19 protein-coding genes are annotated in these 24026 nt (G+C 42.1%); 6 read left to right on the forward strand and 13 right to left on the reverse strand.

Going from position 1 to position 24026, the window contains the following annotated elements; all coding sequences use genetic code 11:
• Positions 1-3 precede the first annotated feature (3 nt).
• Both PSH48_RS17250 and PSH48_RS17255 read right to left on the reverse strand, forming a co-directional pair.
• The gene (locus PSH48_RS17250) at positions 4-456 is read right to left on the reverse strand and encodes a c-type cytochrome (RefSeq protein WP_024032101.1); all 453 of its coding nucleotides are present in this window, start codon (positions 454-456) and stop codon (positions 4-6) included.
• Between the two features lie 93 nt (positions 457-549).
• Positions 550-1020 (reverse strand): DUF2721 domain-containing protein, encoded by a 471-nt coding sequence (locus tag PSH48_RS17255; protein WP_029772237.1) that lies wholly within the window; start codon positions 1018-1020, stop codon positions 550-552.
• A gap of 238 nt (positions 1021-1258) precedes the next feature.
• On the opposite strand from PSH48_RS17255, the gene PSH48_RS17260 reads away from it, so the two are divergent.
• Positions 1259-4972, forward strand: coding sequence for a S8 family serine peptidase (locus PSH48_RS17260; RefSeq protein WP_273611946.1), 3714 nt, complete (start codon positions 1259-1261; stop codon positions 4970-4972).
• 133 nt (positions 4973-5105) lie between these two features.
• Entirely contained in the window at positions 5106-7292 is a 2187-nt protein-coding gene (locus tag PSH48_RS17265; RefSeq protein ID WP_273611947.1) for a S9 family peptidase, read from the forward strand.
• Between the two features lie 42 nt (positions 7293-7334).
• Here PSH48_RS17265 and PSH48_RS17270 read toward each other — a convergent pair whose 3' ends face one another.
• Genes PSH48_RS17270 through PSH48_RS17285 form a run of 4 tightly spaced genes read right to left on the reverse strand, consistent with a single transcriptional unit; the run spans position 7335 to position 11061 of the window.
• Positions 7335-8819, reverse strand: coding sequence for a sensor histidine kinase (locus tag PSH48_RS17270; protein ID WP_273611948.1), 1485 nt, complete (start codon positions 8817-8819; stop codon positions 7335-7337).
• A gap of 10 nt (positions 8820-8829) precedes the next feature.
• On the reverse strand, positions 8830-9555 hold the full coding sequence (locus PSH48_RS17275; protein WP_004589008.1) for a response regulator transcription factor: 726 nt from the start codon (positions 9553-9555) through the stop codon (positions 8830-8832).
• A gap of 58 nt (positions 9556-9613) precedes the next feature.
• A complete protein-coding gene (locus PSH48_RS17280) occupies positions 9614-10348 on the reverse strand; it encodes a spondin domain-containing protein (protein ID WP_024032095.1) in 735 nt (244 codons plus the stop codon).
• Between the two features lie 11 nt (positions 10349-10359).
• Complete coding sequence (locus PSH48_RS17285; protein ID WP_024032094.1) at positions 10360-11061, reverse strand: spondin domain-containing protein; 702 nt, start codon at positions 11059-11061, stop codon at positions 10360-10362.
• 181 nt (positions 11062-11242) lie between these two features.
• Here PSH48_RS17285 and PSH48_RS17290 point away from each other — a divergent pair, with 181 nt between their 5' ends.
• Positions 11243-11608: a DUF4870 domain-containing protein gene (locus tag PSH48_RS17290; protein WP_273611949.1), complete on the forward strand. Its 366-nt coding sequence runs from the start codon at positions 11243-11245 to the stop codon at positions 11606-11608.
• A gap of 55 nt (positions 11609-11663) precedes the next feature.
• Positions 11664-12098: a YqaA family protein gene (locus tag PSH48_RS17295; protein ID WP_273611950.1), complete on the forward strand. Its 435-nt coding sequence runs from the start codon at positions 11664-11666 to the stop codon at positions 12096-12098.
• Positions 12099-12100: 2 nt separating this feature from the next.
• Here the strand turns inward: PSH48_RS17295 and folX are convergent, their stop codons facing one another.
• From folX to ycaO, 7 genes are all read right to left on the reverse strand, one after another.
• Complete coding sequence (gene folX / locus PSH48_RS17300) at positions 12101-12457, reverse strand: dihydroneopterin triphosphate 2'-epimerase (protein WP_024032091.1); 357 nt, start codon at positions 12455-12457, stop codon at positions 12101-12103.
• Positions 12458-12459: 2 nt separating this feature from the next.
• Positions 12460-13014 carry a GTP cyclohydrolase I FolE gene (gene folE / locus PSH48_RS17305; RefSeq protein WP_273611951.1) on the reverse strand — a complete coding sequence of 185 codons (555 nt, stop codon included), beginning with the start codon at positions 13012-13014 and terminating at the stop codon, positions 12460-12462.
• A gap of 24 nt (positions 13015-13038) precedes the next feature.
• Positions 13039-13758 (reverse strand): dihydromonapterin reductase, encoded by a 720-nt coding sequence (gene folM / locus PSH48_RS17310; protein WP_273611952.1) that lies wholly within the window; start codon positions 13756-13758, stop codon positions 13039-13041.
• A 117-nt stretch (positions 13759-13875) separates the two neighbouring features.
• A complete protein-coding gene (gene nadE / locus PSH48_RS17315; protein WP_273611953.1) occupies positions 13876-14712 on the reverse strand; it encodes an ammonia-dependent NAD(+) synthetase in 837 nt (278 codons plus the stop codon).
• Positions 14713-14781: 69 nt separating this feature from the next.
• On the reverse strand, positions 14782-15408 hold the full coding sequence (locus PSH48_RS17320; protein ID WP_273611954.1) for a YceH family protein: 627 nt from the start codon (positions 15406-15408) through the stop codon (positions 14782-14784).
• Between the two features lie 41 nt (positions 15409-15449).
• Positions 15450-18812 (reverse strand): ATP-binding protein, encoded by a 3363-nt coding sequence (locus PSH48_RS17325; RefSeq protein ID WP_273611955.1) that lies wholly within the window; start codon positions 18810-18812, stop codon positions 15450-15452.
• Positions 18813-18926: 114 nt separating this feature from the next.
• Positions 18927-20687: a 30S ribosomal protein S12 methylthiotransferase accessory factor YcaO gene (ycaO, locus tag PSH48_RS17330; RefSeq protein WP_138579759.1), complete on the reverse strand. Its 1761-nt coding sequence runs from the start codon at positions 20685-20687 to the stop codon at positions 18927-18929.
• Positions 20688-20833: 146 nt separating this feature from the next.
• Between ycaO and PSH48_RS17335 the strand changes: the two genes are divergently transcribed.
• Both PSH48_RS17335 and PSH48_RS17340 read left to right on the forward strand, forming a co-directional pair.
• Positions 20834-23119, forward strand: a complete 2286-nt coding sequence (locus PSH48_RS17335; RefSeq protein WP_273611956.1) for a penicillin acylase family protein — start codon at positions 20834-20836, stop codon at positions 23117-23119.
• A 58-nt stretch (positions 23120-23177) separates the two neighbouring features.
• A complete protein-coding gene (locus PSH48_RS17340; protein WP_273611957.1) occupies positions 23178-24026 on the forward strand; it encodes an MBL fold metallo-hydrolase in 849 nt (282 codons plus the stop codon).

The raw sequence follows: 24026 nt of genomic DNA on the forward strand, positions 1-24026 counted from the left end.
TAATTAGTCTTTAAATTGCTTGTGGCAATCTTTACAGCCTTTGGCCCATGCGCCAAATGCCTTACCAATTACCGCCTTATCGCCAGATTGAGCTGCTAAAGCTAGCTTATCTGCATTGGCAGCAAAGGCATTGGCTTTTTTAACAAAGGTTGCATTATCAGACCATACATCAGCTAATGCTGCTGTATCACCTTTATCAGTGCCTTCGTAAAACGCTTCCCATGGCATTTTAGAAAGAGCTGCTGCGTTATTAGCGCGCATTTTAAATTGCTCTGCATCAAAAGGAATTTTACCTTTTAGCATTGCGCCCATATCGCTAATTTGCACTGAAATCATAGAAAACGCAGCTTGACGGTATTCAATAGCATCACTTGGCTCTTTAAATGCAGTATTTGCAGATACGCTAAGTGTACATGTTGCTAAAGCAACCCCTGCTAAAAATTGTTTTAATTTCATGTTTATTAATCCTTATATTTTATTTCTCGACGAGTGTTTTTGTATCTTAGCCTCTGCTTTTATTCAAGCGAATAGAGCAAAATTAATTAAAAGTTAATCGTTTAAATCTATATCAGCGAATATCATCCCTCGGCGCATACTGCGGGTGGCCAAAAATACTTCACCAAGTAGCGACATAAAACCACATATTAATAAGGCCATTGCAGCCACAAAGCAGCTGGCAATTGTTACCCCTAAATTAATAGACTGAATGTGTGATAAGAATAACAGCATAACCACAGCGCATACTAGCAGGGCGCTAAGCACACTCATACTAAAAGCAATATGAATACATCGAGAGCGCTTTAACAGGGCTCGCAGCTCTGTGGCCAGGGTTTTATTAAAGTCTTCATCGGTACTTACCTTGAGTTTTCGCTCAAGTTGTCGCGCACGGTCAGTAATGCGTGCTAAACGATTAGATAAAACCCCGAGCGTGGCAGCAATACCCGTAATTAAAAAGACAGGGGCGACGGCAGTCTGAATTACTTTGGCCATGGTTAAAATATTTATAACGTCGTTACTCATTTATTTTCCATAGAGGAGTTAGGATTTGTTTACAGTGGTTTACAAATGTAAATCAATATAAAAGCACTTAATATACAGTATGTTAAGTGCAAAAAGAGTGCTTAAGCACGTCGGGTTGTAACTTACTTGTAATATCGCTGTTGCTAGCATAGGTGCTGAAGTTTTATATTAAAATCACAATTCTAATAATATTGAATTGAGTAAATACAATAATATAAAACTCACTCCAGGGGAAATAATGTCTAATATAACACTAAAAAGAACCGCTATTTCATCAGCTATTGGTTTAGCTATGATGTCATACGGTGCAGCCGCCGCACCTGATTTATCTAAAGGATATGTCCCAGAAACATCAAGTGTAAAAACATACTCTCAAAATAAAACTATTTCTAATAAAGCGCGTTATATTATTCAACTTGAAGACGAGCCGCTAGCAACCTACAAAGGCGGCATTGCAGGGCTTGAAGCAACCTCTGCAGCAGTAACTGGGGATAGTAAAGTTAATCTATCTTCAGCACCGGCTTTAAAGTACAGCAGCTACTTAAAAGCAAAACAAAAAAGTGTAGCGAAAAATGCTGCATCAGTGAGTGGTGGCTCTGTATCACATTCATTTAGCACGCTATTTAACGGTATCGTAATTGAAGGCGCGCAAGGTCAACAAGAAGTGCTTGCGCAACTTTCAGGTGTTAAAAAAGTATTTTTAGATACTGAATACCACACGTTAATGGATGCTTCTATTGACGTAATTAAAGGCGTTGAGGCATGGCAAGCGCTTGGTGGTCAGTCTGAAGCTGGTAAAGGCGTTAAAGTTGCTATTATTGACTCGGGTATTCGTCCAGAAAACCCTATGTTTTCAGATGTGGGTTTTGCAGCCGCAGAGTTTAGTGAAGAAGAAGCGGCTTACATTGCAGAAAACCCAGATTACTGTCGTATAGAGGGCGGTGAAGCTGATTTTTGTAATAATAAATTAATTGTGGCGCGTGCATTTGGCCCAACACCAAGTGATGTTCATCCTGATGAATATATTGGTTCTCCACTAGGTTACGACGGTCACGGAACGCATGTTGCTGGTACTGCTGTAGGTAACCCAATTGAAATTACTTACCAAGACAATAACGTGTCAATTTCAGGTGTGGCACCAGCGGCACAGTTAATGGCTTATAAAGCGCTTTGGCACACAGCCGATGGACGCGGCAGCGGTACTACCGTTGCACTAATGGGGGCATTAGAAGCGGCCATTAAAGATGGCGCAGACGTAATTAATAACTCGTGGGGCGGTGGTGCTGGTGGTAATCCATCAAGCAGTGCATACAGTGATTTATTCACTGCTGCAGAAGAAGCGGGTGTAGTGGTTGTAACCGCAGCAGGTAACGATGGTAACGGCGCACAAACTATTGGTTGTCCTAGCTGTATTGAGTCTGGTTTAACAGTTGCTAATACACAAACAGGGCGTTTCTTCTCTCAACAAATTGAAGTGGCAGGCGAAACCTATTTAAGTATTGAAGGAAGCAATGGTTTATTAACAGACCCTATTTCACTTCCTATTATTTCGGCGCAAGTGATTGCTCCTGATAATTTTGAAGGGTGTGAAGAGTTTGCTGAAGATATCTCATTTGCTGACTCTGTAGCATTGATCTCTCGTGGTAGTTGTGCCTTTACCACTAAAGCGGCAAATGCTGAAAAAGCGGGCGCGACGGCGGTTATAATTCATAACAACGTTGCTGGTGGCGCTATGGGTATGTCTATGGATGAGGCAACTATTCCAGCCTCAGCGATTAGCCAAGAAGATGGTTTAAGCTTGGTTGAGCTGTTAACTGCAGCTGAAGAGCCTGTTATTGCTTCACTCGACCCTAGTGTTAAAAGAACAATTCAAGAGAAATTTACTGATGCAGTAAACTCTTCAAGTTCGCGTGGTCCTAATGGCGAGCCTAGCTTCTTAAAACCTGATATTGCAGCGCCAGGTACAGATATTTTATCTGCGTACTCGCCAGATGAAGGTAATGGTATTACCTTTAATGCGATTACAGGCACAAGTATGGCAAGTCCCCATGTTGCTGGTGCGGCAGCATTGATGAAGCAAGCTCACCCTGAGTGGAATGCGGTACAAATCAAAACGGCACTTATGAGCTCATCTAAAATGGATGGCCTACATAAAGAAGACTTAGTAACCAAAGCTGATGCATTTGATGTAGGTGCTGGTCGATTAGATATGCCAAGCGCATTAGACGCTGCACTTACGTTTTCTCATGGCTCTTACGCTGACCCTAGTTGTTTAAGCGTTTGTAGCTTCTCAAATACCGTGCAAAATATGACTGATGTTGCTGGTGAGTGGACTGCAAAAGTAGTAACCGATATGCAAGGCGCTGAAATTACAGTTTCGCCTAGCACCGTTATGCTTGGCGCGCATGGTTCTACTTCAACGGATGCAGAAGGTACAGAAACAAGTACTGATGTTGCTGAGTTTAACCTTGATATTGATTCAACGTTTAATGATGTTAAAGGCTGGAACTTTGGTCATGTAGTGTGGACTCATACTGAGACAGGTCAAATCGCACATTTACCATTTGCTATTCATGATGATGAAACAACTAACGCAAGCGTGTTAAACGTATCTGTAGATGCAGACTCATTAAATAGCTCAACTCCAGCTAAAGTTGACGTTAACTTTGAAAATACTGTTTACAGTGAAGAGTTTGAAATTAATATTCAGCTTGATGAAAATGCTGAGCTACTTAAGGGTTCAACCCCTGTGGCAACAGAAACAAACGGCGCAGGAACAATTACGTTAAGTGAAGATCGCAAAGAGATTAACTGGAAAGGCCAAGTAGCTCGAACTGGCTTTACAATTGACGACGAGGACTTTTTAGGAACTCTATCGTTACCAGATTTAGGGATTGCACCATTCGCATGTAGTGGTGAATGTGATGAGTTTAGTGTTTCTGTTAATGCAGACTTTATGTTTGATGGTAAAGAATACTCTGCATTTACTATCTCTGATAATGGTTTTATTGCTGTAGGTGACTCGGTAAGTACTTCGGGTGGTTGGAATCCACAAATAATGCCAAATCTAACTGCGCCAAATGGTGTTATCGCTCCTTTATGGGCTGATTTTGACCTAGCCGGTGGCGCTACTGGTGGTGGTGAGTTGTACATTGGTGTATTGAGTGGTGGCGATGATATTTACTATGTTGTTGAATGGCACGACGCCCAGATTTACGCAGGAACAGGCGAAGAATATACGTTCCAAGTAATTATTAAAGAAGGTAGCGATGAAATTCGATTTAACTACATTGATGTGCCTGTATTACCAGCACCTTATTCGGCAGGTGTTGAGTCCGCAGATGGGAAAGTAGGTGAAACATTAGATACGCTTATGACAGGTACAGCCTTGGGTAAAGGGTATATAGTTAATCGAGTAGAGGGTGGTAGTGTTGCAATTGAATATCAAGCCTTTGCAAAAGATCGTAGCCATTACACAGCTGCAGATGCGGTAGAAGTTGATGAAGAGCAAACAGTGACTATTGATGTATTAGCTAATGATATGGCTGAGTCGCGTTTTGTATTTGATGCACTAGCTTCATCTGAGACTGATAATACGCAGTTTTCAGCTCATAAAGGTGTAAAAGTAAATGGCAGCTTAGTGGCATCAACTGTTGAGGTGGTTTCTGCACCTGCAAATGGCTCTACAACCGTGAATGAAGATGGCACGATTGATTATACGCCAAATGCACAGTTCTCTGGTGAAGATAGCTTTACATACACAGTGCGTGAAGCATCAGGCACTAGCGCCGAAGAAACTATGGTATCAATCGTTGTTAACGATACCATTGCAGACCCTCAGCCAGTGACGCCAACACCAGAGCCTGAAAGCAATGGTTCATCGGGCTCACTAGCTTGGTTAGCATTACTTGCTGCGCCGTTTGCATTTATGCGTCGTCGTAAACAAAAGTAATTTTATAACTAGCACGTTATTTTAAAGGGAGCCTCGGCTCCCTTTTTACATAGCTTCACAAACTAAATTACACCACGCTTTATTATTAGGTATATTTAATAGCACCAATAATAAAAACTATAGAGATTTCATAATGATTCGTTCTTCATTCACGCTAGCCGCGTTATCACTCGCTGTGCTAGCCGGGTGTGATAATGCGCCAAAAAGTACACCTTCAGATACAGCAACTACTATGCAAACACAACAAACAGAAAAACCAGTGAGCGCCGTGTCGCCAATTGCTAAAAAAGTACCTCATGAAATGACGATTCATGGCGATACGCGTATTGATGATTACTACTGGTTGCGTGATGACGAGCGTAAAGCGCCAGATGTTATAAGTTACTTAAATGCTGAAAACGCTTATACCGAGGCAATGCTTGCGCATACTCAAACATTGCAAGATAAGTTATTTGAAGAGTTAAAAGGGCGTATTAAAAAAGACGATGACTCGGTGCCTGTTAAAAAAGGCGACTATTTTTATTCATCACAAACGCGTGGCGAAAACGAATACCCTACCTATGTTCGCAGTAGCGATTTTAAAGGCATTGATCAGCAAGTTATTTTAGATGTAAATGCGTTGGCCAAAGATCACGACTACTTTGCTGTAAGTGGCTTATCTGTAAGTACTAACGGAAATTTAATGGCGTACGGGGAAGACACCGTTAGCCGTAGAATTTACACCATAAAGGTAAAAGATTTAACCACAGGCCAATTACTCGAAGACACGCTTGAGGGAACAAACGGCGGCGTTATTTGGGCAAACGATAATAAAACCTTTTACTACATTAAAAAAGATGCACAAACCTTACTTGGCTATCAAGTTTTTCGCCATACGTTAGGTACACCGCAAAGCGATGATGAACTTATTTACGAAGAAGCTGATACAAGTTATTACACGGGTATTAGTAAGAGCAAAGATGGCTCAGAAATATATATTTGGCACAGCAGCACCAATGCCTCTGGTATGTCGGTACTCAGCGCAGATGATAATAAAGCTAAACCTAAGCGCTTAATTGAGCGTGAGGACGACCTTGAATACAGTATTTCAAAGCTTGGCAATACGTATTACATCGTCACTAACTTAAATGCGGTTAACTTTCAGCTTATGAAGGTGGATGTAGATAAAGCGCATGATAAAGCAAATTGGCAAACGGTAATTGCGCCGCGCGATGATATTAAGCTAGAAGGCGTTGATTTATTTAAAGACTACCTTGTATATCAAGAGCGAGAACTGGGTCAGTCGCGCCTTATTGTTCGCCATTTATCGACTGGAGATGAGCACACGCTAAGCTTTAACGACAGTGCCTATACCATTGCAAGCTATGGCAACAACGATATAAACAGCGACAAATTACGTGTTTATTATACCAGTATGACGACACCGGTTTCGTCTTACGATATTGACCTTAAATCGGGTGATAAAACCCTACTTAAACAGCAAGCCGTGTTAGGTGATTTTAACGCAGATAACTATGCCTCGGAGCGTATTTTTGTAGGTGCGCGCGATGGTATAAAAGTGCCGGTAAGCTTAGTGTACCGTAAAGATACATTTAAAAAAGAAGGGACTAACCCGTTACTGCAATATGGTTATGGCTCGTACGGCGCCACTATGGACCCTACTTTTTCAAGCTCACGTTTAAGCTTATTAGACCGTGGCTTTGTGTTTGCTATAGCGCATGTGCGTGGTTCGCAAATGTTAGGACGCCCATGGTATGAAGACGGAAAGTTATTAACTAAAAAGAACACTTTTAACGACTTTGTTGATGTAACCAAATCATTAGTGGCACAAGGTTATGGCGCAAAAGACGAAATATTTGCCTACGGTGGTAGTGCTGGTGGTTTATTAATGGGCGCGGTGGTTAACCAAGCACCAGAGCTATATAAAGGGGTGGTTGCAGCAGTGCCTTTTGTTGATGTAGTCACCACCATGCTTGATGCAAGCATACCACTTACTACCAATGAGTATGGTGAGTGGGGTAACCCAAATGAAAAAGAGTATTACGATTACATGCTGTCGTACTCGCCGTATGATCAAGTCTCAAAGCAAGCGTATCCTAATATGTTAGTGACTACCGGTTTACATGACTCACAAGTTCAATACTTTGAACCGGCTAAGTGGGTTGCAAAGCTGCGTGACTATAAAACAGATGATAATAAACTGCTGTTTAAAATAGATATGGAAGCCGGCCATGGCGGGGCGTCTGGTCGCTTTAAACGCCTAGAAGATACTGCGCTAAACTATGCATTTATGCTTGACTTAGCCGGTATTAAAAACTAACAAAATCAAAATTAAGTAATGTTCTAAAGGTATAGCCGTTGGCTATACCTTTATTTTTTGCGGCAAGTTAAAGCTAAACATAGTGCCTTTGCCCAGCTCACTTTGTACATTTATTTCACTGTCCATAAGTTTTAGTAACCCCTTACAAATAGCCAACCCTAAGCCACCTTGTTGGCGCCCTTCATTATTTGAATTTGAAGCCTGGTAATGCGGATTAAAAATAGCGTTTAGCTCATCATGCTTAATACCCGCGCCGGTGTCAGAAACCTGCACAAATAATTGCTTTTCATCAATACGCTTAACGTTTACAGCTATGCTGCCGCCTTTAGGTGTGTGCCTTATTGCGTTATCAATTAAATTACTTAAAACACGCTCAAGTTTTGCAATATCGGCTACAACAGGAAAATCGCAAATTGCAGGCTCTACCGTTAAGTTAAGGCCTTTTTTCTCGGCGGTTAGAGAAAACTTCGCAATGCAATCGTAAATAAGCTCACCTAAATTAAAGGTTTCTTTGTGTATGCTTATTTCGCCGTTTTCTAAATGGGCTAATTCAAAAATTTGTTCAATAAGCTGTTTAAGCTGCGCGCAGTTATTAAGGGATACATGTAAGTATGCTTGTTGTTCTTGAGCGCTTAATTGCGACCTCGATTGGTTAAGCACCTCTAAAAACCCCTGCAAAGAGGCAAGAGGCGTACGTAAGTCGTGCGATAAATGGGTAAGTAGCTCTTTACGCTGTTTATCGCTTTGCTCAAGTGCTTTAAATTGCTCGTCAATCCGGGTAACCATGGCTTGAATGTTACGGCCTAAACTGTGCACTTCGTTACTTTTTTGGGTTGAATAGTTACTGAGCTTGGTATCGGTAAGGCTGTAATTAGCTGCTTCAATATTGCTTACATCACGGGCTAATCGCTGAATAGGATTGGTAAAAAAGCGCAGTAAAATAAGCATCGCAATCAGTAAAAATGCAAGTGCAGCTCCAAGCCATAATGCGGCAAGCCATAGTTTGTCATTATTTTTAATTGTGTTTAAAGAGGTATCGTAAGCTTCACCGCCAATAATTACATACAAGTACCCTTGCAGCTTATCGTTATTAAAAACAGGCGCTACAGAGAATATTTTTTGCTGCGCTTTATTTCTTGGATCATCACCATAAATTGGCGCTGCAGCTGGGTTGTTAATCAGCTTTTTTAAAGGGGCTAAATTAATATGAGTGCGTTTAACTTTACCAGGCTTTGCTGAGTAAGTGAGGATTTTTCCGTTTTCATCTACAAAATAAAACTCAAATGCGGGGCCTAATAACATTAAGGTATGAAATAGGTTTTCTAGGGCTGCGTAGTCGTATACGCCTTCTTTTATTAATGGGTTATCTTGTACTAAATGCTCAGCAAGGGCTAAGTGCAGGTTTTGCTCGCCATGATGTTTTGAGGTGAGCTCTAGTTGTTTACTCCAGCTGTAAACGAGTGCACAAATAAAGCAAAATATAACCACCAACGACACCGCTAATTTTTGATACAAAGATAGGTTCATAATAAGGCTCTTAAGTAAGTTGGCTTGGGTTTAGTTTGTAGCCAACGCCCCAAACGGTTTCGATAATAGGCGCTTGATGATGTAGCTCAAGTTTGGCGCGTAGCCTATTTATATGTGAGTTAACGGTATGCTCGTACCCGCTGTGCTGATACCCCCATACTTTGTCGAGCAATTGCTGGCGGCTAAAAACATGGTTTGGGTGGCGAGCAAAATATACCAGTAAATCAAATTCAGTGGCGGTGAGGTTAAGTGCTTGTTCGTCTAAATAAACTTGATGTGAGCTAAATTCAATATTGAGTGAGCCGATATTTAGCGTTTGTTCGTTGCACGGGCTGTCGTTTTCGTTATTTTGTATCGCTAGAAGTTGTGAGCGGTGGCGTAATTGTGTTTTAACGCGGGCTTGTAATTCACGAGCAAAAAAGGGTTTGCAAATATAGTCATCAGCACCCATTTCAAGACCAATTACACGATCCATATCGCTACTGAGCGCGGTAAGTAAAATAACGGAAATGGTAGGGTAGTGCTCTTTAATTTTACGGCATAAACTCAAGCCATCCATTTGTGGCAGGTTTATATCCAGTAGAATAAGCCCGTAAGGTTGTTTTGCTATTTTTTTAAGTGCGAGCTCAGCGCTTACAACATGGTCAACATGCAAATTTAACGCAGCAAGTTGAGTTGTTATTAATTGCCCTATTTCTCTGTCGTCTTCTACTACCAGTATTTTTTCGTGCCGCATGGTTAACCTCGTAAAAAAGGGACATCCGTGTCGCCTCACATCCCCATTACAAGCTATTTTACTGTGTACGAGTGATCACGATTTTTGATACTGGGTTATCAAACTTATGTTCAGCACCTAGTGCAGAGTTTGATAAGCCATCTTGATTAGACACAACACCTGGGTGCATTGTGATTATATCGGCAATATCGTCGCGTATTTCGTTAAACCCTTCGCCGCCAGCAGCGGGACCAGGCACAGTGTCAGCTGTTTCTGTATTCGCCTCCGTACCTGCATCGTAAACGGGCGTCGTTCGTGATATTGAACCGCCTACTTCCAATGTTGATACATCTACAGAACTAAGACCGGTAAAAGCGTCATTTGTATTCCCAAGCATGGCAGCAAAAGATAAATTAAGAACATCTTGTGCATCAACTAAAAGGGTTACAGAGGTTGTTTCGCCTGGGCCAATGCCGCCTTCAGCCGAGGCTGAAGCAAGTGCATTTTCATCGCTAAGGTACTCTTCATTAGCGCCGCTTTCAGCAATCATTTCTAAACCAACAGAAGCCGTCTCACCAAATTTCCATGGTGGGGTTTCATCAAATGCAATGACCGAGAGTGGTGATAGTGGTTGTCCAGCCGTTAAGTTACTAAAAGTGATAGTAAACTCATAAACAACAGGTTCGGGCTCTACAACAACCACAGGTTCTTGCTCTTCAATAGAGTCGTTATTATCGTTATCGCCACATGCGGCTAGTGAGCTGGCTAACAGTAAAATAAGCGCACTTTTTTTAAAATTAGAAAGAGATGACATAATTAACTCTCCTATTTAACCGTCACAGTTAATTTTGCAACGGGGTTTAACCATCTGTGTACAGTGTTATTCAAATCACTGTTTCCACCTTCTAGGTCATCATCGCCAAGGGCGCCAGGGTGAATGTGCACCATCGTATTTGTATCGCCAGTTGTAATACCTGTACCGTTAGTGCCTGCTTGGCCGCCCGGCGCAGCAGGGATACCTAATACACCAGGTGCACCCGAGCCTTCTACTACAAGTTCGTTATTTGCTTCTGTACCTGCATCATAACCATTGAGGTAAACAGTATAGGTGCCTGCCTCTGTTGGAACTTTCCAGCTATCAAGGCCTACAAAGCCATCATTGGTTGGCAGTAACATAGCCGCTACAGATAGGTATTCGTTACCATCGGTAGTTGTGAGCTCTGCTGTTGCAGATGCCGCCGGTGCTAAAAGGCCTGCCGCTGGGTTTTCTGCAATATCGCTGCTCGATGCTGACGCTTGAGTAACAAGTGCTGATATATCGCCGCCTTCAGCCATTGCTTGCAGTGCAGCAGAGGCTTCGGTTGCGACTTCAAAAAGTTTATCTTCGCTATCGTGTGCTGTTATTAGTACCGGTGTAAAGTAAAGGCCTTTAGTAAGGTTAGTAATTTCTACTTCTAGCTCTGCTGCCAATGTTGATTGGCTAGCTACTGCTAAAAGGGTTGCAACTGTAAATGCTGAAGCTTTCATTATTATTTCCTGTAAGTGATGATTCAGGCTAAGTATTGAATAACCACCTCAAGAAACTCTCACAAAGTTATCACTTTTTTATCACAGCGGGTTAGGGCGTGTTATTTAACAATATAGCTGCCTCTATATAGACACCTGCTCAATAAAAAGGCAGTATGTATTAACTAATAAGGAGAGCGTAATGGAAGAAAATCAACAGCTTGAGCCGTTATCAAAAGACGAAAAAACATGGGCTGTGCTTTGCCATTTAAGCGCTGTAGCCGGTTTTGTTATTCCGTTTGGCTCTATACTTGGGCCATTAGTGGTATGGCTTATTAAAAAAGATGAAATGTCAATTGTCGATTTACACGGTAAAAAATCGCTTAATTTTCAAATTACTATGGCTATAGCTTACTTTGTATGTTTTTTACTGGTATTTGCCGTAATCGGCCTCGTTTTGCTGCCTTTAGTGGCTATTTTTTCTTTTATCATGGTGGTTTTAGCCAGTATTAAAGCCAATGAAGGGAAAGAGTTTAATTACCCACTGAGTCTAAATTTGATAAAATAAATGACGACCCTTTAATAAACCCAGCTGTATGCTGGGTTTTTACTTTAAGTACTTAATGCTTTATATCACCTTATTTTTTAGTGCGTTTGTGTCCGCTACTTTATTACCAAGTTCGTCAGAAGTGGTACTTGTTACCATGATAAGCCAAGCAAAAGCTAATCTGTGGCTGCTGTGGTTAGCCGCTACTTCAGGTAATGTGCTAGGAAGTTGTGTTAATTATTGGTTGGGAACTCATGTACTGCGTTTTAAGCACAAAAAGTGGTTTCCGGTATCAGCCAAGGGAATTGAAAAAGCGCAATCTCAATTTAAAAAATATGGGGTATATAGCTTACTGTTTGCTTGGCTGCCGATTGTGGGCGACCCACTAACGGTAATTGGCGGCATATTTAAAGTGCGTTTTAGTCTGTTTTTATTATTAGTGAGCATTGGCAAAGGCGCGCGGTATTTAGCCGTTATTGCCCTTGCCAGTGGTGCACAAGCAGTTTTATAAAGTTACTTTGACCAATCAAGCGTGAGCGAAACTGAGTCGGCAAAGCGCAGTGCATGCGGTTTATCTACTCTGGCTTTTGCGTAATGCACGCTTGGGTGTGTATGGCATACTGCAAGTATTTCGGCAACCAGCTTTTCAAGCAACAAAAAGTGCCCTTGCTCTACTAGGTTTATCACCTCTTTGGTGATCACTTTATAGTTAAGCGCTTGGTCCACTTCGTCTGTTTTACAGGCGTCATCAGCAGGGTAGTGAATTTCTAAATTAATCACTACATCTTGCTTTTTTTCCCGTTCTTCTGGGTTAAAACCAATAAATGTACGTAAGCGTAAGTTGGTTACGTTAATAATTGCGTTGGCCATAATTAACCCTTAATAAGCTGTAAAAACTCGTTACGCGTTTTAGAGTCACTTCTAAAGTTACCTAGCATTACAGAGGTACGCATACTTGAGTTTTGCTTTTCTACACCGCGCATCATCATACACATGTGTTTAGCTTCAACAATAACACCCACGCCTTTAGCACCGGTTACTTCTTCAACTGCTTTAGCAATTTGATGAGTAAGTTGCTCTTGTATCTGAAAGCGGCGCGCAAACATATCAACAATACGTGCAAATTTAGATAAGCCTAGTACTTTGCCATCGGGAATATAAGCAATATGGCAACGACCAATAAAAGGTAATAGGTGGTGCTCACACATAGAGTAAAGCTCTATATCTTGTACAAGTACCATATCGTCAGCGTCTGAGTTAAATACCGCATTATTGGTAATTTCATCAAGCGTTTGACGATACCCTTTAGTTAAATACTCCATGGCTTTTGCTGCACGTTTTGGTGTGTCGAGAAGACCTTCTCGGCCTGCATCTTCACCCACAGCGGTAATAATATTTTGGTAGCTTTGCTTTAAATCGTCATGCATAAATTTCTCAGTTTAATGTGTGTTCTACTTTAAATGGCGGCCGCCATCCACAGGCAAAGCGCGGCCTGTGATGTAGTGGCTGCGCAGTAATAAATCAATACTATTAATAATTTCTTGGCAACCTGGTTCTATACCCATAAGAGATTTTTTAAGGGTTTTAGCACGGTAAGCCTCGTCATCGTGCTGATTAAAAATAATCAACGATGGCGCAACCGAATTCACCTTTATATTTGGTGCGTACTTAGCGCTAAACGACTTGGTTAAGTTATCAAGTGCAGCCTTACTTGTGGCATAGGCAATGTGCTTTGGGCTACCTGTTTCAACAACGTAATCGGTAAGATGAATAATGTCAGCCGGTGTGCAAGCATCAGCTTGGTATGCCATTAATAGCTGTGCACAGGCATTATTAATTAAATACGGTGTTTTGGCATGAATGCGCATCATGTTATCAAACAAACTCGAAAAATCAGGGTTACTGGCTTCGCAGTCCCAGCTAGAGGCATTGTGCACAATGGCACGTAAAGAGTGAGTTTGCTGTTTGAGTGTTTCAATAAAGCTAGCTATACCGGCATCGCTGCTAAAGTCGGCGTGTATACATACGGCGCCTTGTTGTTCTAAGTCGTCGACTGCATCGTGGCGCGTACGATAGGTAATAATAATAGCTTGGCCTTGCGATAAAAAGTGCTTAGCAAGCGCAAGGCCAATACGTTGACCAGCGCCTGTTATTAAAATAGGAGATGTCATGTAATGCAGTTTTCTCTTTGGCAGGCGTTAAAATTAACTATAAATCAGTTTTTTGTTTTACGTAATAATACGGTGAATAGATCAGCTAGTGCATACGCAGCACTAGCTGCTTAGCCGTTATAAATCATCGTAAATAGTCGGAATGGGTTGGCGCTTATGCTGAGTGCGAACATAAATATCAGTTAGTTTTTGCTCAACCTCTGCAGCCACCGGCTTGCCTTCTAAAAAGTCGTCAATTTGATCATAGCTCAGTCCTAATGCTTCTTCATCGGTGAGGCCTGGGCGGTCACTTTCTAAATCAGCTGTTGGGGCTTTTGTTACTAATAGTTCAGGCGCACCTAAGGTAGTTGCAAGTGCGCGAACTTGACGTTTTGATAAGCCAAATAACGGGGCTAAATCGCATGCGCCATCACCAAATTTGGTGTAAAAACCAGTAATGTTTTCAGCGCTGTGATCGGTACCTACAACGAGGCCTTGGCAAAAGCCAGCTATTTCGTATTGCGCTACCATGCGTTGACGTGCTTTTACATTACCTTTTACAAAGTCAACTTTAGCTTGCTCAGGTAGCTCTTCACCACTGCCTACTACTGCCGCCATAGCTTGCTCGTGTAATGCATCGGCAGCAGGTTTTACGTTGACGGTCATGCGTTTACTTGGCTTGATAAAATCAACGGCCATTTGCGCTTCGTCTTCATCTGCTTGTACACCGTATGGCAAACGAACCGCAATAAATTGGTACTTATTAGTGTTTTGCTCTGCGTTTAGTTCATCTACGGCTAATTGGCACAAGCGCCCGCAGGTCGATGAGTCAACACCGCCGCTAATTCCAAGCACTAGCGATACACTATGGGCTGCCACTAAACGTGCTTTTATAAAGTTAACTCGACGGGTAATTTCGGCGTTTACATCAATAGTTGGCTGAACTTTCATTTCAGCCATAATTTCGGCGCGCATGGCCAGCTCCTCGTTATTTAATAAGTTGTTTTTAAATAGGCTTACATTATCTGGTTTAGTGGTTATTAATTAAAGTCCTAAATGTGCTTTTATACGGCTAAGCTCGGCTTTTAGTTCCTCAATTTCTGCAAGTAACTCGTTAATTTCATCGTTTTTAACTTCTGCGACTTCTTTAGCTGGCACTTGGCTTGGCGCTACTGCTGGGTCAGCAAAAAGGTGCATGTAGCGACTTTCTCGTTTGCCGGGCTCGCGCTCAAGCTTTGTTACGTAGTCATCTTTTGCTAACGCGCTCAGGGCGGTTTCTACTTCGCTAACGTTTGTAAATTCAGCTAGGCGAGCGCTGCGCGTTCTTAGCTCACCGGGTGTTTGTGCGCCGCGTAACAGCAGTAAACATATAATTGCCCGTTGCTGCGCGCTCAACTGTAAGCTACTAAATTCTGTATTACAAAAACGGTGGTCGTATTTATTAACTCGCCCCGAAAGCCCTTCGTCTAGCGTTACAAGGCGCTGACTTATAAGCTCATCAAGTGTTTGTTGCACCTCACTTTCGCTCAAGTTTACAACCGGGTCTCGATTTGATTTTTGGTTACACGCATTCGTCAGTGCGTTCAACGACAGTGGATAATGCTCGGGTGTAGTGCTTTGTTTTTCTAAAAGGCAGCCAATAACGCGCTGCTGATTTGCTGATAAATGCATGGCTTTTCTTTATTAGTAAACAGTATTTTTAGCTTACACCTTTATTGTGTACCAAGCCATTGTTGTAATTTAGGCTCTAGTGCTGCGGAATCTAAAGGTTTGGTTAAATAATCGTTCATTCCTGCATCGAGGCACTTCTCTCTATCGCCCTGCATTGCGTTTGCCGTTAAAGCAATGATTGTAATATGTTTATTATGCTTACCCGCTTTTCCTTCGCGTATAGCTTGCGTGGCTTGGTAGCCATCCATCACGGGCATTTGGCAGTCCATTAAAACTAACTGGTATTTTTTGTCTTGGCTGCTGTTTAGCTTATCTAGTGCATCTTGGCCGTTTTGTGCAATATCAAAGGTAAGCCCAACTTGTTTTAACAACGCTGAGGCCACCACCTGATTTACTTTGTTATCTTCTACTAAAAGCACTTGCGCCTGCGCTGATATTTCTTTGGGCTTTTCGGTTAACTCATTTTGCAGTTGTGCTTGGCGCTGTTGTTGCTCAATGTATTTATCGTTAGTGAGTGAATCAAATAAATCTGACGGAGTAAGCGGTTTAAATATCAGGCAGTCTATATTTATGCCAATGTTGTTATGCTCTTGCGAATAACTCATCGGTGCCATAACAACCAGTTTGCTTTGCTTGGTGGTTACTCGGTTTTTTAATGTATTTATTTGTGGGTGCGCAGCTTGCTCAAAAAAATGATAATCGACTAGCAATGCGTCTGGTTGGGTATCGCAGTTATCAAAATAATTAATGATGCCGCTATAGTCATTTAAAATATTAACGTGTGCGCCCCATACGCGTAATTGTTTGGCGGCAATATTGGCGTTAAGTGTGCAGGCATCAATAATTAAAATATGTTTGTTATTAATTAAGTGGCTGGGTAAATCTTGCGCTTTAGTTAAACGGGGCTGTATTTTTATAGAAAACGAAAAAGTGCTGCCTTCATTTAGCATGCTGGTTACGCTTACTTCGCCTTCCATTAGTTCACAAAGCTGCTTAACAATAGCTAGGCCAAGGCCTGTGCCGCCAAACTGGCGGGTGGTTGAGGCATCGGCCTGAGTGAATGAGTCGAATAAAGTTTTTTGTTTTTCTGCGTCTATTCCTATGCCGGTATCAATAATAGAGCAATGTAAAAAACTGCCATCGGTGGTTTCATCTATCTGCGCGGTCACCAGAATTTGCCCATCAATAGTAAACTTAACGGCATTGCCAATCAGGTTATTTAAAATTTGACGCAACCTATTCGGATCGCTAATTATTTCGCTGATAGTAATTTGGGTGGCATCTAAAATGAGATTGGTATTATTTTGCTCCACTTTAAGCGCAAACGACTCAACAACTTCACCAAGTAATTTAGGTAAGTTAAATTGCACATTCTCTATATCAAGTTTACCTGCTTCAATTTTAGAAAAGTCTAAAATGTCGTTAATTATATTTAACAGCGACTGGGCTGAAGATTGTGCAAGCTCAATATGGTGCTCTTGCTGTTGGTTGAGCTGAGTGCGCTTGATAATATTTAGCATGCCCAGTACGCCGTTCATGGGGGTTCTTATTTCGTGGCTCATACTGGCTAAAAATTCACTTTTAGCCATTACTGCTTGCTCTGCAGCCTCTTTGGCGGTGACTAGCTGTTGCTCTGTTTCAATACGTTGCTGACTTGAATGCAAGCTGCCCACGAGAGCGGCTACAGCAATTAAAAAGCTTTCTTCGTTACGTGACCACGGGCGCATTGAAGCACATTGCTCAGCGCATACTATGCCAATGGTGCCATTTCCCGCCGGTATGATTGCGCACAGCATGGCATTAATATTGAGCGGCGCAAAGTAATGCGCTTTAAGGGGTTTTAGTAGTGGGTGATTTTGGGCATCACTTGTGCTAAACACTGCGTGTTTTTCTATGGCTTCAAAAAAATCTGGCGCCTCTTTTTTAAGCCATACCGCATTATTATTACCCATTCTGTTTTCAATATTATGGGCTGCTATAGGACTCAATGAGGTTTTTGAGCTATTAAAAAACCAAATACTGGCTTGCTCAATGTTTAAAGCATGGCAAATAGATTCAGTAATAACTTGTTTAGATTGGCTTAATTGGCCACTTAAAATAAGGTCGTTGGCTGTAAGCGACGCTAAAATTTCATTATGTAGGGCAATTTTGCTGTTTTCAAGCTCAATACGCTTACGGGTATCAATATTTTGCAATGAGCCAAATATTCTTACACAGCGCTCGTTTTTGCGCTCAGCTTCACCATGAATAAGCACCCACATTTCGCGCCCTTCAGAGTCAATTACTTCAAGTTCGGCCTCGTAACTTTTGCCTTCTTTAATTGCAGATTCAACCAGTTGAGTGATACGTTCTCTGCTTTCACCGGCTTTAAAGTAATTTAAGTTTGTAGGCCAAGTAGGCTCTTTGTTTAGCGGGTACTTAAAGATTTTTTTGGTCATATCTGACCAATACACTTGTTTGGTTTCTAAATTAAATGACCATGCCCCAATTTGGGCAAGGTCACTCATTGCCTCCAGCATTTTTTCGTTTTGTTGCTGGCGGTTTAGCATTTTTAAAAAAAATAAGAACGCCCATATTAGTAATCCGCAAATAATTATAATGGCGATTCTAAGCGGCCATATAGTTGAAGGTGCAGGGCTCCAACCTTCTTTAGGGGCTACGTATAATTGCCAGCTTCCCCCTTGAAAATTAAGCGTAAAATCAAGCGGCTCTTGTGTGGTTATATTGTTATTGCCATAAAAAAACTCGCCTTTTTTTCCTAAACCATGACGCCCTTGAATAGCAATGTTGTAGTTTTTTTCAAGCTCTTTTATGCCTGAGTTTTTGTATACTTTTTCAATGTCGAGCACTACCGATAATAACCCCCAAAAGCGGTTTTCGGGCGGAATATAAACAGGCACTCTGGCAATGAGGGCAATGTCGCCTTGCACTAGTTTAAGTGGCCCTGCCATAACAATAGTATTGGTATCACGGGCTCTAATGGCATCTAGGCGTTGGTTTTTGTTTTCTAAAAAGTTTAAGCCAATGGCTTTTTCGTTACCTTTTAGTGGGTAAGACATACGAATTATCATGTCGGGTGCACCACCAATATGGCGCAGCTCACTGGAGGTTTTAAACAAAGGCGCGGCAATTTGTTCAAACCGTGCTTGTTGTAACTCAGGTTCAGCTGATACAGCAACCGCTAATCCACGAACAAGCTGAATGTTTGATACCAAGGTGGCCTCTAGTTGTGCACGGTATGTACTTACTTGAGATAAAATTTGTAGGCGGTGGGCGTCTTTTGCGCGATTGTAGTTAATTCTATCTAATACAATGCTCACTAGTATTATTAGCGTAAGCGATAACCAAAAGGTCAGCTTATAGTTGCTGGTAGTGTTTTTTTTGTTGTTATTTTTTGGCGGCATTGGCTAAGTCATGCTGTTATTTTAGGCAATTTAACTATAGCTAATTTATTGTATAAATAAAAACGGCGCTGATAAATTAGCGCCGTTTTATTTTTATAATTAGTAGTTTAACTATTAAGCATCGGTTACTTCACGTGCCCAATGGTTTTGCTTAGCGACATGTAACTTACGGTAACCATCAAGTAGTGCTGCATGCTTTTTAAAGCCTTCAAGCGATAAACCTGGGAAGGTTAAACCATTAAATAATTTACGGCCTTCTGCTATTTCAATAGCCAGCGTTACGTTATCGCTGCCAAACATTAAACCCAGTGCATCTTGGTAGTCGGCGTAGTCGCGCTCGTCATCATATTTAATTTCAAGAATGGCTTTTAAACAGCGGAAGTGACGCATTGCATCTTCGTTTACTTGGCCTGTGTGTAGTATCCAGTCTACCCAATCAATGGCTTCTTCGTTGCCTGCGGCTAAACATAAGTGCGCTTTAAGCTCACCAATACGCAGTGTATGCCAAGGTGTGTCGGCATCGGTGGCAAGGCCAATAAATTCAGCAGCACGAATAATATCGCTGTGGCCTGCTTCTTCTAGGCTGTCGTAAATGTCCATCCACTGCTGCGCATTGTACTGATCAAGCGATAGGAATGCTTCACGGAATTTAGCGCCTTCGTTGTTGTTACGCCAAATTAGTTCATCTACTGGGTAAATGTCTGACATACCTGGTACTAAAATACGACATGCATACACGTTTAAGTGTGTGTAATCCATAATGTAAATGTCGTGGCCCATGCTGTGAATTAAGTCAGTACAGAAGTTGTATTCTTGCTCTGTTGTACCGCTAAAGTCCCAATGAACAAAGTCAAAGTCGGCGTCGGCACGGAAAAAGTCATGCGAGATTAAACCGCTTGAGTCGATAAAGTGCAGCTCAATGTTTTCAGGCGTTGCAACTTCATCGTTGTCAAAAGTAGCTGGTTGGAACACATCAAGTTGATCAAGGCGACGACCTTGTAGTAGCTCGGTAACCGTACGCTCAAGGGCAACTTCGAATGATGGGTGAGCACCAAATGAGGCAAACACAGAGCCATCAACAGGGTTAATAAGCGTTACGCTCATTACAGGGTATTTACCGCCTAGTGATGCATCGGCAATACGTAAATGAAAACCATGGCTGCGTAGCTCTTCACACGCCTCGTGAATTTTAGGGTATTGCTTTACAACCTCTTCAGGGACGATAGGTAAACAAATACCTTCTGCGATAATACGGTTTTTAATGGCGCGCTCAAATACTTCTGATAGCCCTTGTACACGTGCTTCAAACTTAGTGTTACCTGCGCTCATGCCGTTAGAAACAAAAATATTACCAATTACGTTTACCGGAATGTATACGTCTTGGTTATCGCGTTGGCGTGTGTATGGCAATGTACAAATGCCGCGCTCGTTATTACCTGAGTTAAAGTCAAAAAGGTGTGAGGCATTAAGCTCACGCTCTGGGTCAAAGTAATCCCAAAGGCTTTCGTCCATTATGCCTTCTGGCACTTCATTGCCTTCAACTTTAAACCATTTCTCATTTGGATAATGAGTAAAGTCGCTGTTTGCAAATTCTTCACCTAGGTAAAAGTCGGCAAAAAAGTAATTACAGCTTAATCGTTCAAAGTATTCACCTAACGCAGAGGCGATAGATGCTTTATCGGTTGCGCCTTTACCATTGGTAAACATTACACCGCAGTCGCTGTCTTTTATATGAACTGAATAACAGTTAGCTACAGGGTTAAGCCAAAGTGCTTCTTCAACATTGATGTTTAGCGCTTTTAACTTGTTTTGCATGGTAGAGATAGACGATTCTAGGTCGCGGTCTTTACCTTTGATAAATGTTTTTTCAGTCATATGAGTCTCAACTAGATCTGCACAAAATGTGGAATGGCTATTATCGTGGATTTTGATGTTTATTTCACCCTTTGCGAGTAAGAACATTATTATTTAATAAAACTATGGTTATTATATGTGCAACAAATGGTGCAAAGGACAAATTAATGTTTAAAGTAATCAAATGGCTAGTGTTACTCGTTGTGGTTTTAGGGTTAGCTGGTACAGCGCTTGTGTATGGCGTATTAAGTTTAAGTATGCCCACACTTGATGGTAAAGGCCAAAGTACAGCAATTAATAAGCCGGTTACTATTTCGCGTGATGCACTAGGGCAGGCGGTTATAAAGGCCGAAAACCGCAATAGCGCGGCATACGGGCTAGGCTATGCGCATGGGCAAGACCGTTTTTTTCAAATGGATTTATTAAGACGTAACGCCGCCGGTGAGCTTAGTGAGTTATTTGGTAAAGCGGCCCTTGGGCTTGATAAAAAAATGCGCTTTCATCAATTGCGAAAACGCAGCCGCGCTATATTAAACACCTTACCCGAAAGCGATAAACAACTATTAAACAGCTACGCCCAAGGTGTAAACGAAGGGCTGGCACAAGTTGGCTTTGCAAGCTTTGAGTATTTACTTACAGGCGGAGCGCAAAAACCATGGCAAAGTGAAGATAGCCTATTAGTTATATTTAGCATGTACCTTGATTTGCAAAGTGCCACCTTTGAGCGAGATGAAGCTCTCATACATATTGAGCAAGCATACGGGCAACACATGGTTGATTTTTTAACACAACCTAGCCAATACCAAGCGGCGCTTGATGGCAGTAAACTTGCCCCGTTTACAGGCACCATTCCTCAACTTCCAGAGCAAGCACAGCACACGGTTAAAAATATTCAGCCAAACCAAGAGCGCGGCAGCAATAACTGGGCAGTAACCGGTGCGCATACCCAAACGGGAGCAGCCATGCTCTCTGATGATATGCATTTATCTATGGCGGTACCGGTTATTTGGTACAGGGCGCAGCTTAATTACACACAAAATGGCGAGCAAGCTCAGGTAACTGGCGTATCGCTACCCGGCGCCCCTGCTATTGTGGTGGGTACAAATAATAAAATTGCCTGGGGCTTTACTAACGGCTACATAGATACCGCTGATTGGATAGCGCTAAATGATGACAGTAAAACATGGCAAGTAAATGAGCCAATAGCGCTGCCAAATGATGAGGTAGAAAACTACCCATTAACGTTAAGCGAATATGGCCCAGTAAAATATATAAATAAACAGCCTTATGCACTTAGCTGGGCTGCACACCAACTTTATGCTGTAAACATGGACCTGCTCAAACTAGAGCAAGCCACTAGCGTAGATGATGCGCTAGATGTGGCAAGCGATGTGGGTATTCCGGTACAAAATTTAATGGTGGTAGATAGCCAAGGCAGTGCTGCATGGCAACATATTGGCGCTATACCGGCGCGTAAAACACCGAGTGAGCTAAGTGTTAATGCAAACGAATACTCACCCGACTGGCAGCAAAATGAGCTTCAGCGCCCTTATGTTAAAAACCCGCAAAATGGACGATTATGGACAGGTAATTCCCGCGTTGTGTCGGCCACTGATAATGCACGCTTTGGCAATGGCGGGTACGCGCTAGGGGCACGTTCGAGCCAAATTCGTGATAGATTATTTGAAAAACAAAGCTTTGCTGAGAGCGACTTTTACGCGCTACAGCTTGATAACCAAGCCCGCTTTTTAACGCCATGGCACACATTGCTACTTAATCAGCTTAAAAAAAACAAAGCTAAAAACGCACAGTACATAAGTGCACTTGAAAACTGGCAGCAATGCGCATGTGCAAGCTCGGTAGGTTATACCTTAGTTAAACACTACCGCAGCACATTAATTAATACTGTATTTGCAAGCATGGAGAACAAACTTAATGAGCAAGACGCCACGCTTAAATATGTAAAACGCGATCTAGAACCAGCTATATGGCAGCTTATTAAGGATAGGCCGGGCTCATGGGTAAACCCTGAGTATAAAAATTGGGACGAGCAGTTATTAGGTGCATTTAGCCAAACAGTGACAGCACTTGGGGCTGAGTATGGGGATAACTTGCAAAATTGGCAGTGGGGTAAAGTAAATGCGCTTAATATTGAGCACCCGTTTGCTAAACAAATGCCCATACTGGCTAAGCTTTTAAATATGCCTGTAGCGCCAGCTTTTGGCGATAGCTACATGCCCGCCGTACAAGGCAAAAGCTTTGGTGCATCGCAGCGCTTTATTGCCCAACCAGGGCATTTAGAAAACGCCATTATGGCAGTGCCCGGTGGGCAGTCGGGGCATCCGCTATCCGCGTTTTATCGTGCAGGCTTTAGTGACTACATTGAAGGTAAGCACACGCCTTTACTACCACAAACGCTAATACATCAAATAGTGATAGAGCCAGCACGATGAACTAAATTACAGTTAATCACGTTCTATATAATCATTAATAAATCAACAGAGAACTAAAATGAAAAAAATACTACCCGCATTAATAACAGGCTTATTACTTAGCAGTGCAACACATGCAGATGAAAATCCGGTAACGGCAGAAAAACTAAGCGACAGTGTGTATGTACTGTTTGGCCAAGGCGGTAACATTGCCGCAAGTGTAGGGGAAGATGGCATTTACATTATTGATGACCAATTTGCTAAGCTTTCAAACGACATTAAAAAAACCATTAGTGACTTAAAACCCGGTAGTGCAGAGTTTGTAATTAATACGCATCATCATGGCGACCACACTGGCGGCAACGAAAGCTTTGCCAAAGCCGGTGCGCATGTCATTGCGCACGACAACGTACATAAGCGATTAGAAGAAAAACACGGTGCAAACTCAGATTACCTGCCACGCATTAGCTTTGGCCACGATTTAAAGCTGCATTTTAATAACGAACACGCCCATGTAGTGCACTACGCCCATGCACATACCGACGGTGATTCAGTGATATTTTTTAATAACGATAACATAGTGCACATGGGCGATATTTACTTTAACTTTGGCAGCTTGCCGTTTGTAGATGTAGATAGCGGCGGCAGTGTTGATGGAATATTAGCAGCCGTAAATGACGTTATTAAGCAAATAGATGAGCGCACCATAGTGATACCCGGGCATGGGCCGGTAAGTGACCGTTCAGGGCTGGAAACGTATGCTAAACTTGTTAAAAAAGCCAAAGATTTAATGCTAAAAGCAATGCAAAATAACGCAAGCTTAGAGCAAGTACTAAAAGCCGATCCATTGGCAGAGCTTGGCCTTGAATACGCAGGCTGGTTGCCAAAAGAGAAAGTGACTACACTTTTTTATCGCAGCTTAAAGTAG

Origin of the sequence: Pseudoalteromonas sp. Angola-4 (genome assembly GCF_028599265.1) — a bacterium.
Taxonomy (GTDB): domain Bacteria; phylum Pseudomonadota; class Gammaproteobacteria; order Enterobacterales; family Alteromonadaceae; genus Pseudoalteromonas; species Pseudoalteromonas atlantica.